The organism is Streptomyces sp. NPDC048600, assembly GCF_055587025.1.
In genome coordinates this window covers 149,093-164,457 of sequence record NZ_JBVJGZ010000013.1, presented here as the reverse complement: position 1 = coordinate 164,457, position 15,365 = coordinate 149,093, and the positions used below count along the sequence as shown (strand labels likewise).

11 protein-coding genes are annotated in these 15,365 nt (G+C 70.4%); 10 read left to right on the top strand and 1 reads right to left on the bottom strand.

Features of this window, described 5'->3' with window-relative positions:
• The first annotated feature begins 118 nt into the window (after positions 1-118).
• The 4 genes from ACZ6SQ_RS19585 (at position 119) to ACZ6SQ_RS19570 (ending at position 3,874) form a co-directional block, all read left to right on the top strand.
• The gene (locus ACZ6SQ_RS19585; RefSeq protein ID WP_469563465.1) at positions 119-802 is read left to right on the top strand and encodes a PadR family transcriptional regulator; all 684 of its coding nucleotides are present in this window, start codon (positions 119-121) and stop codon (positions 800-802) included.
• Positions 803-846: 44 nt separating this feature from the next.
• Positions 847-1,929, top strand: a complete 1,083-nt coding sequence (locus ACZ6SQ_RS19580; RefSeq protein ID WP_386377870.1) for an inositol-3-phosphate synthase — start codon at positions 847-849, stop codon at positions 1,927-1,929.
• Between the two features lie 80 nt (positions 1,930-2,009).
• The gene (locus ACZ6SQ_RS19575; RefSeq protein WP_469563461.1) at positions 2,010-3,272 is read left to right on the top strand and encodes an MFS transporter; all 1,263 of its coding nucleotides are present in this window, start codon (positions 2,010-2,012) and stop codon (positions 3,270-3,272) included.
• 119 nt (positions 3,273-3,391) lie between these two features.
• Entirely contained in the window at positions 3,392-3,874 is a 483-nt protein-coding gene (locus ACZ6SQ_RS19570; protein WP_389324208.1) for an LppU/SCO3897 family protein, read from the top strand.
• Positions 3,875-4,000: 126 nt separating this feature from the next.
• On the opposite strand, the gene ACZ6SQ_RS19565 is transcribed toward ACZ6SQ_RS19570, so the two are convergent.
• Positions 4,001-5,443 (bottom strand): CCA tRNA nucleotidyltransferase, encoded by a 1,443-nt coding sequence (locus ACZ6SQ_RS19565; protein WP_469563458.1) that lies wholly within the window; start codon positions 5,441-5,443, stop codon positions 4,001-4,003.
• A 308-nt stretch (positions 5,444-5,751) separates the two neighbouring features.
• Here ACZ6SQ_RS19565 and ACZ6SQ_RS19560 point away from each other — a divergent pair, with 308 nt between their 5' ends.
• From ACZ6SQ_RS19560 to trxB, 6 genes are all read left to right on the top strand, one after another.
• A complete protein-coding gene (locus tag ACZ6SQ_RS19560) occupies positions 5,752-8,154 on the top strand; it encodes a DUF6049 family protein (RefSeq protein WP_469563456.1) in 2,403 nt (800 codons plus the stop codon).
• A 44-nt stretch (positions 8,155-8,198) separates the two neighbouring features.
• Complete coding sequence (gene murJ, locus ACZ6SQ_RS19555; RefSeq protein WP_469563453.1) at positions 8,199-10,478, top strand: murein biosynthesis integral membrane protein MurJ; 2,280 nt, start codon at positions 8,199-8,201, stop codon at positions 10,476-10,478.
• A 118-nt stretch (positions 10,479-10,596) separates the two neighbouring features.
• The gene (locus ACZ6SQ_RS19550; RefSeq protein ID WP_469563450.1) at positions 10,597-12,294 is read left to right on the top strand and encodes a protein kinase family protein; all 1,698 of its coding nucleotides are present in this window, start codon (positions 10,597-10,599) and stop codon (positions 12,292-12,294) included.
• A gap of 18 nt (positions 12,295-12,312) precedes the next feature.
• Positions 12,313-13,041: an RNA polymerase sigma factor SigM gene (gene sigM / locus ACZ6SQ_RS19545; RefSeq protein WP_469563447.1), complete on the top strand. Its 729-nt coding sequence runs from the start codon at positions 12,313-12,315 to the stop codon at positions 13,039-13,041.
• Positions 13,038-14,111, top strand: a complete 1,074-nt coding sequence (locus ACZ6SQ_RS19540) for a hypothetical protein (protein ID WP_469563444.1) — start codon at positions 13,038-13,040, stop codon at positions 14,109-14,111. Before sigM ends, ACZ6SQ_RS19540 begins: the two co-directional genes overlap by 4 nt.
• Before the next feature lie 263 nt (positions 14,112-14,374).
• Positions 14,375-15,337, top strand: a complete 963-nt coding sequence (gene trxB, locus ACZ6SQ_RS19535; RefSeq protein ID WP_469563442.1) for a thioredoxin-disulfide reductase — start codon at positions 14,375-14,377, stop codon at positions 15,335-15,337.
• The last annotated feature ends 28 nt before the right edge of the window (positions 15,338-15,365 follow it).

Sequence of the window (15,365 nt, the reverse complement as noted above, 5' to 3'; positions counted from 1 at the left end):
CCTCTTGTCGCATCAGCAAGGCCGTTCTATCGTGCTGATGTATCGAGTCGATACATCAGCACGACATAAAGACCGTCACGGACCTCTTCACAGGGGTCGCAGCAGAGGGGAGGCGACGATGAGCCGGCGTTCCGGGATCCTTGAGTTCGCCGTACTCGGCCTGCTCCGCGAATCTCCGATGCACGGCTATGAACTGCGCAAACGACTCAATACGTCACTGGGTGTGTTCCGCGCGTTCAGCTACGGGACGCTCTACCCCTGCCTCAAGACGCTGGTCGCCAACGGCTGGTTGATCGAGGAGCCGGGGAGTGCGCCCGAGGACGCCCTCGCCGCCTCCCTCGCGGGCCGGCGCGCCAAGATCGTCTACCGGTTGACGGCGGAAGGTAAGGAGCACTTCGAGCAGCTGCTGTCGCAGACGGGGCCCGACGCGTACGAGGACGAGCACTTCGCCGCCCGCTTCGCGTTCTTCGGGCAGACCTCTCGCGATGTGCGCATGCGCGTGCTCGAAGGCCGCCGCAGCCGCCTCGAGGAGCGCCTGGAGAAGATGAGCGCCTCGCTCACACGCACCCGGGAACGCCTCGACGACTACACCCTTGAGCTCCAGCGCCACGGAATGGAGTCCGTGGAGCGCGAAGTGCGCTGGCTGAACGAGCTCATCGAGAGTGAGCGGGCCGGTCGGGACCTTCGTGGTTCCGCCACCGGGGAGCCCGCTCAGCAGGACACCACAACTGGAGCGACGGGCGGCCTGCCCCGGTCCGGGGAAACCCCCCGGTCGGATACGCCCGACGACACCGCCACGTGAAGCTCTCGCAAGGGCTTCACCGAAACACACAGGGAGCAACCGGAATGGGTTCGGTTCGCGTAGCCATCGTCGGCGTGGGCAACTGCGCCGCGTCGCTGGTGCAGGGCGTCGAGTACTACAAGGACGCCGACCCGGCGTCCAAGGTCCCGGGCCTGATGCACGTCCAGTTCGGCGAGTACCACGTCGGCGACGTGGAGTTCGTCGCGGCCTTCGACGTCGACGCGAAGAAGGTCGGCCTCGACCTCGCGGACGCCATCGGCGCCTCCGAGAACAACACCATCAAGATCTGCGACGTGCCGAACTCCGGCGTGACCGTCCAGCGCGGCCACACCCTCGACGGTCTCGGCAAGTACTACCGCCAGACCATCGAGGAGTCCGCCGAGGCTCCGGTCGACGTTGTCCAGATCCTCAAGGACAAGCAGGTCGACGTTCTCGTCTGCTACCTGCCCGTCGGCTCCGAGGACGCGGCGAAGTTCTACGCCCAGTGCGCCATCGACGCCAAGGTCGCCTTCGTCAACGCCCTCCCGGTCTTCATCGCCGGCACCAAGGAGTGGGCGGACAAGTTCACCGAGGCGGGCGTCCCGATCGTCGGTGACGACATCAAGTCGCAGGTCGGCGCCACCATCACGCACCGTGTCATGGCGAAGCTGTTCGAGGACCGTGGTGTGCGCCTGGAGCGCACGATGCAGCTGAACGTCGGCGGCAACATGGACTTCAAGAACATGCTCGAGCGTGACCGCCTCGAGTCCAAGAAGATCTCCAAGACGCAGGCCGTCACCTCGCAGATCCCCGACCGGGACCTCGGCGAGAAGAACGTCCACATCGGCCCGTCCGACTACGTCGCGTGGCTCGACGACCGCAAGTGGGCCTACGTCCGCCTCGAGGGCCGCGCGTTCGGTGACGTCCCGCTGAACCTGGAGTACAAGCTCGAGGTCTGGGACTCCCCGAACTCCGCGGGTGTCATCATCGACGCCCTGCGCGCCGCGAAGATCGCCAAGGACCGCGGCATCGGCGGCCCGATCCTGTCGGCGTCCTCGTACTTCATGAAGTCCCCGCCGGTGCAGTACTTCGACGACGAGGCCCTCGAGAACGTCGAGAAGTTCATCAAGGGCGAGGTCGAGCGCTAAAGACGCTCTTCTCTTCCTGGGCCAGAGGGTCCCCGAGGCATTGCGCCCGGGGACCCTCCCCGTATGTGAGGCTGTGCCTCATGGCCGTCGTACGTGATCTTCGGGTCCTGCTGCGCTTCGGGAACTTCCGGCGCCTGCTCGCCGTACGACTGCTCTCCCAGGGCGCCGACGGTGTCTACCAGGTCGGCCTCGCCACCTACGTCGTCTTCTCTCCGGAGAAGCAGACCTCCGCAGCCGCGATCGCCTCCGCGATGGCCGTGCTGCTGCTCCCCTACTCCCTGGTCGGCCCCTTCGCCGGGGTCCTGCTGGACCGCTGGCGGCGCCGCCAGGTGTTCGTGTACGGCAACGTGCTGCGCGCCGTGCTCGCCACGGTCACCGCGCTGCTGATGGTCAGCCAGGTCCCCGACTGGCTCTTCTACGTCTCCGCCCTGTGCGTCACCGCCGTCAACCGCTTCGTGCTCGCGGGCCTTTCGGCCTCGCTGCCACGGGTCGTGGACAGGGAGCGGCTGGTGATGGCCAACTCCCTGTCCCCGACGGCCGGCACGCTCGCCGCGACGGCGGGCGGCGGCCTCGCCTTCGTGGTGCGGCTGGGGGTCGTCGACTCCGACGCCGTCGTGGTGTTCCTGGGAGCCGGGCTGTACCTGTGCGGGGCGCTCGCCGCGCTGCGTATCCCCCGCGATCTGCTGGGCCCGGACGCCGGCCTGGTCCGGCCCGGCCTCGGGGCGGCCCTGTCCGGGACGGCCCGCGACCTGGCCGCCGGCATCCGGCACCTGGCGGCTCCGCCGCGCCGGGAGGCCGCCTGGGCGCTCGGTGCGATGACGCTCATGCGGTTCTGCTACGGCGCCTTGTCCGTGATGGTGCTGATGCTCTGCCGCTACGCCCTGACGTCCAGCACCGACGACGGGCTCGCCCTGCTCGGAGTGGCGCTCGGCCTGTCCGGGGCCGGCTTCTTCGCGGCGGCGGTGCTGACACCCTGGGCTGTGGGCCGGCTCGGGGCGGGCCGGTGGATCGCCGTGTGCGCCGCGATCGCCGCCGTGCTGGAACCCGCGCTGGGCCTGCCCTTCGCCACCGGCCCGCTCCTCGCGGCCGCCTTCGTCCTGGGGCTCACCACCCAGGGCGCGAAGATCTCCACCGACACCATCGTCCAGTCCTCGGTGGAGGACGGCTTCCGCGGCCGGGTCTTCTCCGTCTACGACGTCCTGTTCAACACCGCCTTCGTCGGGGCGGCGGGAGTGGCCTCGCTGATGCTCCCGCCCGACGGGCGCTCGGTACCCCTGGTGTTCACCGTGGCCGCCATCTACGGCGTCGTTGCGGTGGCTATGGCCCGTTTTGAACGCCGGTGAATGTCACGTACGTGCCACAGAGCCGCTCCCGCCTCCGCCGGTGTCAGAGGGGGCCGCTACCTTACGTGAGTCTTATCCGCTTCTTATGCGTGTCGCACCGCATCAAGGGGGACCCCCGCATGTCCACTCCGCCGTCTCAGGGCAACCCGTTCGCCCAGGGCCAGAACCCGTACGCCCAGAACCCGGCCGGCGCGCCGCAGCCGGGCCAGCCGGGTGTCCCGCCGCAGCCCTACGCCCCGATGCCCGGCCAGGGCGCCCCGGTTCCGCCGCCCGCCCCGGCCAAGCGCTTCAGCAAGAAGCTGCTGCGGATCGGTGGCTTCATCGTCGTCGCCATCATCATCGCCGTGGTCAAGTGGCAGTTCGGCAAGACCGACGCCGAGACCACGTCCGTGGGCTCCTGCCTCCACAACAAGGGCACGATGACGCAGGCGGACCTCGAGACGGTCGACTGCACCTCCGGCGACGCGGAGTACAAGGTGATCGAGAAGTTCGACGACACCAGCGACACCGACAAGTGCAACACGGTCAAGGAGACCGAGGTCGCGTACTACCAGACGGGTGAGGGCCACGACGTCGTCCTGTGCCTGAAGCAGGTCAAGTAAGGCAGAGGCCTCGCGACGGACGATGTTTCACGTGAAACGTCATCCGTCGCGAGGCTGAAGCAGAAGGGCGCCATGTTTCACGTGAAACATGGCGCCCTTCTCATGCCCGGGTTCTCATGCGCGGGTTCAGGCGTGCTGCTCCTTGGCCCACCACTCCTTGAGGGCCTCCGTCGCCGCTTCCGCTCCCAGTGGGCCGTGTTCCAGGCGGAGTTCCAGCAGCTGCTTGTAGGCGCGGCCGACAGCGGGGCCGGGCGGGACTCCGAGGATCTCCATGATCTGGTTGCCGTCGAGGTCGGGGCGGATCGCGTCGAGCTCCTCCTGCTCCTTGAGCTGCTCGATGCGCTCCTCCAGCCCGTCGTACGCACGCGACAGCGCGGCCGCCCTGCGCTTGTTCCGGGTGGTGCAGTCGGAACGGGTCAGCTTGTGGAGCCGGTCGAGCAGCGGCCCGGCGTCACGGACGTAGCGGCGGACCGCGGAGTCGGTCCACTCGCCGGTGCCGTAGCCGTGGAAGCGCAGGTGGAGCTCGACCAGGTGCGAGACATCCTTCACCAGCTCGTTGGAGTACTTCAGCGCAGTCATGCGCTTCTTGGTCATCTTGGCGCCGACCACCTCGTGGTGGTGGAACGAGACCCGGCCGTCCTTCTCGAAGCGGCGTGTGCGCGGCTTGCCGATGTCGTGCAGCAGCGCGGCCAGCCGCAGCGTCAGGTCGGGGCCGTCGGTCTCCAGCGCCATCGCCTGCTCCAGGACGATCAGCGTGTGCTCGTAGACGTCCTTGTGCCGGTGGTGTTCGTCCCTCTCCAGCCGCAGCGCGGGCAGCTCGGGCAGCACATGCTCGGCGAGCCCGGTGTCCACCAGAAGGGTCAGGCCCTTACGGGGATGGGCGGACAGGATGAGCTTGTTCAGCTCGTCCCGCACCCGCTCGGCGGAGACGATCTCGATGCGACCCGCCATCTCGGTCATGGCGGTGACGACCTCGGGGGCCACCTCGAAGTCGAGCTGCGCGGCGAACCGGGCCGCACGCATCATGCGCAGCGGGTCGTCCGAGAACGAAGCCTCCGGCGTGCCCGGCGTACGCAACACCCGCGCCGCGAGGTCGTCCCGGCCGCCGTGCGGATCGATGAACGTCTTCTCCGGCAGTGCGAGGGCCATCGCGTTCACCGTGAAGTCGCGCCGGACGAGGTCCTCCTCGATGGAGTCGCCGTACGCCACCTCGGGCTTGCGCGAGGTCCGGTCGTAGGCCTCCGACCGGTAGGTCGTGACTTCGATCTGGAAGCCGTCCTTCTGGGCACCGACCGTGCCGAAGGCGATACCGACGTCCCATACGGCGTCCGCCCAGGGCCGCACGATCTTCAGCACGTCCTCGGGGCGCGCGTCCGTGGTGAAGTCCAGGTCGTTGCCGAGCCGGCCGAGGAGCGCGTCCCGTACTGATCCGCCGACCAGGGCGAGCGCGAAGCCGGCCTCCTGGAAACGGCGGGCGAGGTCGTCGGCGACGGGAGCGACCCACTGCGGCTCGGTCACCGCGCGGTCGGGCTCCGGGGCAATGAGGTGGTCTTCGTTGGCATTCGGCACAACAGAAGAGGGTACGTGGCCCGAGCGCCCGGCAGCGCCCCGATTAAGGCGGGCCGACCCCCTCGGCGCACCCGTCGCGGACTCGTCGGCAGCGTCCCCGACGCCGGACCAAAGTGCCCGTTCATGGCATATGTGACGTATCGCAACGCAATCGGTATCCGCCCCGGCCAAGCGCCCATAACGAACGGCGAACGGTCGGGTGCCGATCTTGTGGACCAGTCCGCGGCACTTCCCCTCAGCGCGCATCGTTACCATGCGTGGACGCACATTGCGGCGACCACTGACGACGACGAGGGACGGACGAGCGCGTGGCCGAGGCGGCAGACTTCCCGGGGACCAGTCCCTCACCTGCCCGCCGTCTGCTGCGGCGCACCGGAGCCCTGCTCGCCGCCGCCCCGCTGCTGGCCGGTCTCGTCCAGCTGACCGCCGCCCCGTCCGCGCAGGCGACGGGCCGGACATCGGCGAAGGCGGTCTCCGGCTCCGGCACGGTCGCCGTCGCGCTGGACTCGCTCACCCCGTCGGTCCCGTCCGAGGACGACACCCTGACGGTCTCCGGGACCGTCACCAACAAGGGCAAGCAGACGATCACCAAGGCCCACCTGGACCTGGTGATCGGCCCGGAGATCGACACGCGCTCGGGGATCGACGACGCCTTCCGGCGCACCGGGTACACACCGGGCTCGGACGGCTCCGAGACCGGCGACGAGCAGAAGCTGCCCGCGCTCACCCCCGGTGTCGCGGAGGCGTTCAGCATCACCGTCCCCGTGGAGGACCTCGACCTCGGCGGCGCCGGCGTCTACCAGCTGGGCGTCAAGCTCTCCGGGGAGACGTCCGCTCAGCCCTGGGAGCAGGTCCTGGGCTTCCAGCGGACCTTCCTGCCCTGGCAGCCCGACGAGCCGGACACCACCACGCGTACGACGTTCCTGTGGCCGCTGGTCTCCGACGTCCAGATGACCGCGCAGACCGGCTCCAACGAGCGCCAGACGCCGGTCTTCCTCGACGACGACCTCACCGAGGACCTCTCGCCCGGCGGACGGCTGGAACAGCTCGTGGCGCTCGGCAAGGACCTCGATGTCACCTGGGTGATCGACCCGGACCTGCTGGCTTCCGTCGACGCCATGACGGAGACCTACGAGATCCAGAGCGGCAACGGCGCCACCACGCCGGGCCGCGGTCAGGGCGTCGCCAAGCGCTGGCTGGCCGACCTTCAGAACGCGGTCGCCGGCAAGGAGGTCGTCGCGCTGCCGTTCGGCGACACGGACCTGGCGTCCCTCGCGCACAACGGCACGAGCGTCTCCGGCTCGCTCAGCCACCTGAAGGAGGCCACGGAAGTCGCCGCCAGCACGGTGGAGACGATCATCCATGTGAAGCCGTCCACGGACTTCGCATGGCCGGTGAACGGCGCGGTCGACCCGTCGATCGTCAAGGTCGCCACCTCCGCGGGCGCCGACACGGTCATCGCGCGCAGCGACAGCCTCCAGGAGACCGGCGGGCTGTCCTACACGCCCTCCGCCCCGCGCCCGATCGGCGGCGGCACCACAGCGGTCGTCGCGGACGCCCGGCTGTCGACGGCCTTCCAGGGCGATCTGACGACGGCTTCGGCCGACACGCTCGTCGTGCAGCGCTTCCTCGCGCAGAGCCTCGCCCTGAACCTCCAGACGGACAAGCAGCGCAGCATCGTGGTGGCGCCGCAGCGCATGCCCAGCGCCAGCCAGGCCCGCACGATGGCGCAGGCGCTCACCGCGCTCCAGGGCGGCACGTGGAACGAGCCGCGGCCCCTCACGGACACCGCCGCGGCCAGGCCCGACCCGGGCGCCACCACCACCGTCCCCGGCGCCTCGGCCTACCCGAAGTCGCTGCGCCGGCAGGAGCTGCCGCGCAAGGCCTTCGAGCAGATCGCCACCACACAGGTGAAGCTCGACAACTTCGAGGTCATCCTCTCCGACGAGTCCCGTGTGGTGACGCCGTTCGGGCGGGCGATGAACCGCGCGATGTCCACGTCCTGGCGCGGCCACGCCGTGGCCGCGGCGAACTACCGCGACGGAGTGGAGCGGTATCTCGACGACCTCGCCGACCAGGTCAGCCTGATCGACAAGTCCGAGACCAAGCTCTCCGGGCGCAGCGCCACCATCCCCGTCACGGTCCAGAACAACCTGGTGCAGGACGTCGACCGCCTCGTCCTGCGGCTCACCTCCACCGCACCGAACCGTCTGGAGATCGGCGGCGAGGCCTACGACGAGCAGCCGGTCGCGGTCTCCGGCGGGCACAGCCAGTCGGTGAAGTTCACCACCTCCGCCAACGCCAACGGCCGCGTCACGGTGATCGCCCAGCTGTTCACCGAGGACGGCCAGGCCTACGGCGACCCGGTGACCTTCGACGTGAAGGTCACCGAGATCACGGCCACGGTCATGCTGGTCATCGGCGGCGGTGTGCTGCTGCTTGTGCTGGCGGGCTTCAGGATGTACACCCAGCGCAAGCGCGCCGCCGCCCGCGACGCCGAGGGCAGCGGCCCCGACGGTACGGACGAGCCCGCCGACGGCCCGGAGAACCCGGAAGGGCTCGAGGAACGTCTCACCGGACACACGGAGGAGACCGAGGAGTCGGACGCGCCTTCCGGGGCAGGGGAGCCGGAGCAGCCGAGTGACCCGACACCGGACACCGCAGCGGAAAACCCGGACCCGTCCGGCACGGGTGAGAGAGTGGACCGTTGAGGATGTCGTGGCCGGTGGGCCAGGGACGATGAGGTGGGGTAAGGATGAACGCGCCGTACGACGGTGACCGCGGTCAGGCCGTGGGCGGCTCGGGACACCCCGAGGGCCCACCGCCCGAGCACGGCCAGGTACCGCCGCAGCACCCCGCGGACATGTATCTCCAGGACGCCTACGACCAGGACCCGTACCGGGCCCAGGACCTCTCCGCCCAGGACCCGGTGTCCGAGGCCCTCTACGACCGCGCCGCGCACCCGCCGCCGCCCCCGGGCACGTACCCGCAGCAGCCGCTGTACGCACAGCCGCAGCAGCAGCCGTACGCGCCCGACCCGCGTGTGTGGGCGCAGACACCGGCCCCCGAGCCGGACGGCGCCACCCAGTACCTTCCCTACGGCGACGACCCGCGCACCACCGAGTACGTGGGCGTCGACGACCTGGTGACCCAGGCCGGCGAGCAGCAGCCGGACGCCTTCGCCCATCTCTTCCGCGACCAGCAGCAGGGCGGCGGCCGCCCGCACGAGCAGCCGGCCGTGCCCGGTCCCGCCCCCGTCCCGCACCCGGGCCAGTCCCCGGCGGCGGCCTACGGCGTGCCTCAGAACCAGGCTCCGGCCCCGCAGCAGTACCAGGCTCCCGTCCCGCCGCCCGCCCCGCCCGCCGAGCCGGTCCAGGCGCCCAGCGCCGCGGGGGGCCGCAAGGCCGGTCGCGCCGCTGGTCTGCTGAAGTCCAGCGCGGTGATGGCCGCGGGCACGATGGTCTCCCGGCTCACCGGGTTCATCCGCTCCGCGATGATCGTCTCGGCGCTGGGCCTGGTGCTCCTCGGCGAGTCCTTCCAGGTGGCGTACCAGCTGCCGACGATGATCTACATCCTCACCGTCGGCGGCGGCCTCAACTCGGTCTTCGTACCGCAGCTCGTGCGCGCGATGAAGGACGACGAGGACGGCGGCGAGGCCTACGCGAACCGGCTGCTGACGCTGGTCATGGTGATCCTCGGCGGTCTCACCGTCCTCGCCATGCTCGGCGCCCCGCTCCTGGTCCGCGCCCTGTCGAACCCGCTGGCCTCGGACCCCGCCGCGTTCGACGTCGCGGTCACCTTCACCCGGTACTTCCTGCCCTCGATCTTCTTCATGGGCGTCCATGTGGTGATGGGTCAGATCCTCAACGCCCGCGGCCGCTTCGGCGCGATGATGTGGACGCCGGTCCTCAACAACATCGTCATCATCGTGACGCTGGGCCTGTTCCTGTGGGTCTACGGCACCGCCGAGCACTCCGGCATCACCGTCGAGAACATCCCCGACGAGGGTGTGCGCCTGCTGGGCATCGGCATCCTGCTCGGCCTCGTCGTCCAGGCCCTGGCGATGATCCCCTACCTGCGCGAGACCGGCTTCAAGCTGCGCCTGCGCTTCGACTGGAAGGGCCACGGCCTGGGCAAGGCCGCGATGCTCGCCAAGTGGACGATCCTGTTCGTGCTCGCCAACCAGGCGGGCGCGCTGGTCGTCACGCAGCTGGCCACCGCCGCGGTCGTCGACACCAAGATCGAGGGCACCGGCTTCAGCGCCTACGCCAACGCCCAGCTCATCTGGGGCCTGCCGCAGGCCATCATCACCGTCTCCCTGATGGCCGCCCTGCTGCCGCGCATCTCCCGCTCGGCCGCCGAGGACGACGCGGGCGCCGTCCGCGACGACATCTCCCAGGGCCTGCGCACCACGGCCGTCGCCATCGTGCCGATCGCCTTCGGGTTCCTCGCCCTCGGCATCCCGATGTGCACCCTGATCTTCGGCTCCTCCGGTGCCCAGGCCGCCACGAACATGGGCTACATGCTGATGGCCTTCGGCCTCGGCCTGATCCCGTACTCCGTGCAGTACGTCGTCCTGCGCGCCTTCTACGCGTACGAGGACACCCGCACGCCGTTCTACAACACGGTCATCGTGGCCGCCGTGAACGCGAGCGCCTCCGCCCTGTGCTTCCTCCTGCTGCCGCCCCGCTGGGCCGTGGTCGGCATGGCCGCCTCCTACGGCGCGGCCTACGTCATCGGTGTCGGCGTCGCCTGGCGCAGGCTGCGCAAGCGGCTCGGCGGAGACCTCGACGGCGCGCGCGTGCTGCGGACGTACGCCCGCCTGTGCATCGCCTCGGTCCCGGCCGTGCTGCTCAGCGGCGCCGCCTGTTACGGCATCACCCAGACGCTCGGCCACGGCGCCGCGGGCTCGTTCGCCGCGCTGCTCGTCGGCGGTGCCGTCCTGCTCGGCGTCTTCTACGTCGCCGCCCGCCGGATGCGTATCGAGGAGCTCAACTCCTTGGTCGGAATGGTGCGCGGGCGACTGGGTCGCTGAAGCGGGGGAGGTACTCGCACAACCATCGTCCGTCCCTGTGTGTCGTGCACAGGGACGGACTGTGGGCACAATTGGATCGGCGTCGCACGACGCGCAACGGATGGGGAGGCAGACGACGGTGGCGGATCGGAGCAGGGCTGCCGTCGACGTGGCAGACAACAGCGGTGACAAGCCGCTGACCGCCGGGGCGGAGCAGGCGGACCAGTCCACGGCCGACGGGGTGGACCAGACCGGGGAGCGGGACACGGAGAGCACCGAGGCACAGGGGAGCGGCGGGACCGAGAGTCCCGCGAAGGCCTCACCTCCCGAACTGCACAGCGGTCACAAACTCGCCAGGCGCTACCGCCTCGAGGAGTGCGTCACCCGTCTGGACGGATTCAGCAGCTGGCGTGCGGTCGACGAGAAGCTCCGCCGTGCCGTCGGCGTGCACATCCTGCCCGCGGACCACACGCGTGCCCGTTCCGTGCTCGCCGCGGCCCGTTCCTCCGCCCTGCTCGGCGATCCCCGTTTCGTGCAGGTCCTCGACGCCGTCGACGAGAACGACCTGGTGTACGTCGTGCACGAGTGGCTGCCCGACGCCACCGAGCTGACCGCGCTGCTCGCCGCCGGACCGCTGGAGCCGCACGACGCCTACCAGTTGGTCAGCCAGATCGCCTCCGCCATGGCCGCCGCGCACCGCGAGGGCCTGGCGCATCTGCGCATCAACCCCAACGCCGTGCTGCGCACCTCGAGCGGGCAGTGGCGCATCCGCGGCCTCGCGGTCAACGCGGCGCTGCGCGGCGTCAGTTCCGACACTCCGCAGCGCACCGACACCGAGGCGATCGGCGCCCTGCTCTACGCCGCCCTCACCCAGCGCTGGCCCTACGAGAACGACGCCTACGGTCTGTCCGGGCTGCCCAAGGACGTCGGTCTGATCGCCCCCGACCAGGTGCGGGCCGGTGTGCACCGCGGACTGTCCGAGCTCGCCATGCGGGCCCTGGCCAACGACGGGGCGACCGCCTCCCGGCACGAGGCCGCGTGCACCACGCCGGAGGAGCTGGTGAAGGCGGTCGGCGAGATGCCGCGCATCCGCCCGCCGGAGCCGGCCTTCACCGCGCCGCCGGAGTATCAGCGCACGACCTACCAGCAGGGCACCTACGGCCGCCCGGCGCCGCACCCCGGTGCGACCCAGCCCGTGCCCGCCCCTCCGCCCCCGCTCCAGAGCGGCACCGGGCGGGTCCTGAAGTGGGCCGTGTCGGCCCTGCTCATCGCCGCCCTCGGCCTGGGCAGTTGGCAGCTCGCGGACGCGCTGATGGAGCGCGGCGGCGGCAAGTCCGACGACACGAACAAGACCCAGACGACGGACGGCGGCGACAAGAACAAGCCCAAGCCGCCCAGCGCGATCGCGATCCAGAGCGCCCGGGACTACGACCCGTTCGGCTCGGACCGTTCCGAGAAGCCCGAGAGCATAAGCAAGGTCTACGACAGTGAACCTGGCTCGTACTGGGAGACGGACTACTACCTGGGCTCGCGCTTCGGCAACCTCAAGTCCGGCGTAGGCGTCATCCTCGACCTCGGCAAGGTCCAGGAGGTCGGAAAGGTCTCCGTCACCTTCCAGGGGAACACCTCAGTCGAACTGCGCACCGCGAACGGCGACGCCGAGCCGGCGAGCTTCGAAGGCTTCACCAAGGTGGCCGACGGCACGGGCACCACAGTGGACCTCAAGCCGGGCAAGGCACTCAAGTCCCGTTACCTGCTGGTCTGGCTGACCGAGCTGCCCACGCAGTCGAACGGCCAGATCCGCGGCCGGGTGGTCGACATCAAGGTGACCGGCTGAGGAAGCGAGGGAGGGGGCGTGCACAGCGACCGGCAGGAACCGCCGGATGAGACCGACGAGGCCCTTCTGGCACGGCATGTCGCCGGGGACCCGGACGCCTTCGGCGAGCTCGTACGGCGGCACCGGGACCGGCTGTGGGCCGTGGCCCTGCGCACGCTGGGGGACCGGGAGGAAGCCGCCGACGCCGTGCAGGACGCCCTGGTGTCGGCGTACCGGGCCGCGCACACCTTCCAGGGGAAGTCCGCCGTCACGACCTGGCTGCACCGGATCACGGTGAACGCCTGCCTGGACCGGGCCCGCAAGGCCGCCTCCCGCAAGACCTCGCCGGTCGACGACACCGAGCGCCTGGAGCGGCTGCTGGAGCCGCACGAGTCCGCCTCGGCGCCCGCCGAGCGCAACGACCTGCACCGGCAGCTCATCGAGGCGCTCGGCACTCTCCCGCCCGATCAGCGCGCCGCCCTCGTCCTGGTGGACATGCAGGGCTACCCCGTCGCCGAGGCCGCCCGCATCCTCGACGTGCCGACCGGGACGATCAAGAGCCGCTGTGCCCGCGGCAGAGCGAGACTCCTGCCGCTGCTCACCCATCTGAAGCCGGAAAGCAACACCGACGGCGGAAACTCGGAGGAGGGGCGGAACCGGACGCAGGGGACATCCGTCCCACCCGCAGCGGGACCACGATCCAGTGGTCCCCACCATCCCGGGTCGAGCGACTCAGCCACAGTGAAGGGCGGAGGTGGGCGAGCGTGACTGCCACGACGGACACGGCCGGGCACCCGGACGTCGCCGAGATCTCCGACCTCACCGAGGGCCTGCTGTCCCCGTCCCGGAGCACGGAGCTGCGGCGGCACCTGGACGGCTGTGAGCTGTGTGCGGACGTCCACGCCTCGCTGGAGGAGATCAGGGGCCTGCTCGGCACCCTGCCGGGCCCGGTGCGGATGCCCGACGACGTGGCGGGCCGTATCGACGCGGCACTCGCGGCAGAGGCCCTCCTGGCTTCCACGGCCACGTCGGCCGGCTCCCCCGCCGAAACAGCCGACGCCGACGAGCCCTCTGGGCCGGCCGATCCCACCGCGGCGGACACGGCCGACCTCGCTGACGCAGACACCGAGCCGCCGACAGCAGAGCGGCCCGCAGCCACCGAAGAGGCTGCCTCCGTCAGCCAGCCCTCTCCCCTCGCGGGCGCCGCATCTCCCTCGACTCCCACCTCCGCGCGCGACAGCGGTCATGTTTCACGTGAAACTGCGGCCCCGGCCGGCCGACCCGCAGGCAGGCCCCGCGCCGCCACCGGCCCCGGCCGCAAGGACCGCCGCACCGGCAAGCGCAGGATCGCCGCTCTCGGGGCCGCCTTCACGGTGGCCGCTCTGGGGCTCGGCTCCGTCCTGCTGTCCTCGTGGGGCGGCGGCTCTCCCTCGAGCTCGCCCGGCCAGGAGGAGCAAGCCTCCATCGCCGACACCTTCGCCGCGGGAACGCTGGAGGGAAAGGTCGACGATCTCCTCGCCGCGCACGCGAGCGAGAGCAGCGGTGACAAGCGCACCCCGCAGAGCCTCGGTGTGGAGGGCGGCCCCTCCAGCGGGGGACCGCGTGTCCTGCAGCAGCCCGCGGTGCCCGACTGCGTCCGGCAGGGCATCGGCCGCACCGACCCGGCACTCGCCACCGAGCAGGGCGTGTACAAGGGACGCGACGCGCTGCTCGTCGTGCTCCCGGACGCCACCGACACCAGCCGGGTCAGCGTCTATGTCGTCGACTCTGGCTGTGTGGCCGAGGACTCCGCTGCCAAGGCCGAGGTGCTCTTCAAGGACACCTACGCTCGTCCCTGAGGCGGGCCCGCACCACAAGGGTCTGCGGCCCCAGGAGAGGGCGTGTGGCGCACATCAGCGGCGTGAGGCTGAGCCACCCTCCGCTCAGGGCATCGCACCCGCCCCTGAGCGGCACCTCGTCTCTTCTGTCACGGCTGTCTCGCCCCTTGGTGTGCCCGGACACAGTGGGAATGCGCGCCCCTTAGGATCCGTTGGGTGGGGTGAGAGTTCCGAGAGGGCTCCCACCGGTCGTACGACGCAGTCCAGAGACGAGGAATCAAGCCGTGAGCGACGTCCGTAACGTGATCATCATCGGCTCCGGGCCCGCCGGCTACACGGCGGCGCTCTACACCGCGCGCGCGTCGCTGAAGCCCCTGGTGTTCGAGGGTGCCGTCACCGCCGGCGGTGCGCTGATGAACACCACCGAGGTGGAGAACTTCCCGGGCTTCCAGGACGGCATCATGGGCCCCGAGCTCATGGACAACATGCGCGGCCAGGCCGAGCGCTTCGGCGCCGAGCTCATCCCCGACGACATCGTCTCCGTCGACCTCAGCGGTGAGATCAAGACCGTCACCGACACCGCGGGCACCGTCCACCGGGCCAAGGCCGTCATCGTCGCCACCGGCTCCCAGCACCGCAAGCTCGGTCTGCCCAACGAGGACGCCCTCTCCGGCCGCGGCGTCTCCTGGTGCGCCACCTGTGACGGCTTCTTCTTCAAGGACCAGGACATCGCCGTGATCGGCGGCGGCGACACCGCGATGGAGGAGGCCACCTTCCTCTCGCGCTTCGCCAAGTCCGTGACGATCGTCCACCGCCGTGACAGCCTGCGTGCCTCCAAGGCCATGCAGGACCGCGCTTTCGCCGACCCGAAGATCAAGTTCGTCTGGGACAGCGAGGTCGCCGAGGTCCAGGGCGACCAGAAGCTCGCGGGTCTGAAGCTGCGCAACGTCAAGACCGGTGAGCTCTCCGACCTTCCGGTGACCGGCCTGTTCATCGCGATCGGCCACGACCCGCGCACCGAGCTCTTCAAGGGCCAGCTGGACCTGGACGAGGAGGGCTACCTCAAGGTGGCCGCCCCCTCCACCCGGACGAGCCTGACCGGTGTCTTCGCCGCCGGTGATGTCGTCGACCACACCTACCGCCAGGCGATCACCGCGGCCGGCACCGGCTGCTCCGCCGCCCTCGACGCCGAGCGCTTCCTCGCCGCCCTCGCGGACGAGGACAAGGCCGAGCCCGCGACCGTCTGACCTCCACCCACCCCACGCACACCACAAA

Excerpts from the sequence above, each read along its gene's own strand:
- ACZ6SQ_RS19585 (WP_469563465.1), top strand. The coding sequence starts at position 119 with ATGAGCCGGCGTTCCGGGATCCTTGAGTTCGCCGTACTCGGCCTGCTC.
- ACZ6SQ_RS19580 (WP_386377870.1), top strand. The coding sequence starts at position 847 with ATGGGTTCGGTTCGCGTAGCCATCGTCGGCGTGGGCAACTGCGCCGCG.
- ACZ6SQ_RS19575 (WP_469563461.1), top strand. The coding sequence starts at position 2,010 with ATGGCCGTCGTACGTGATCTTCGGGTCCTGCTGCGCTTCGGGAACTTC.
- ACZ6SQ_RS19570 (WP_389324208.1), top strand. The coding sequence starts at position 3,392 with ATGTCCACTCCGCCGTCTCAGGGCAACCCGTTCGCCCAGGGCCAGAAC.
- murJ (WP_469563453.1), top strand. The coding sequence starts at position 8,199 with ATGAACGCGCCGTACGACGGTGACCGCGGTCAGGCCGTGGGCGGCTCG.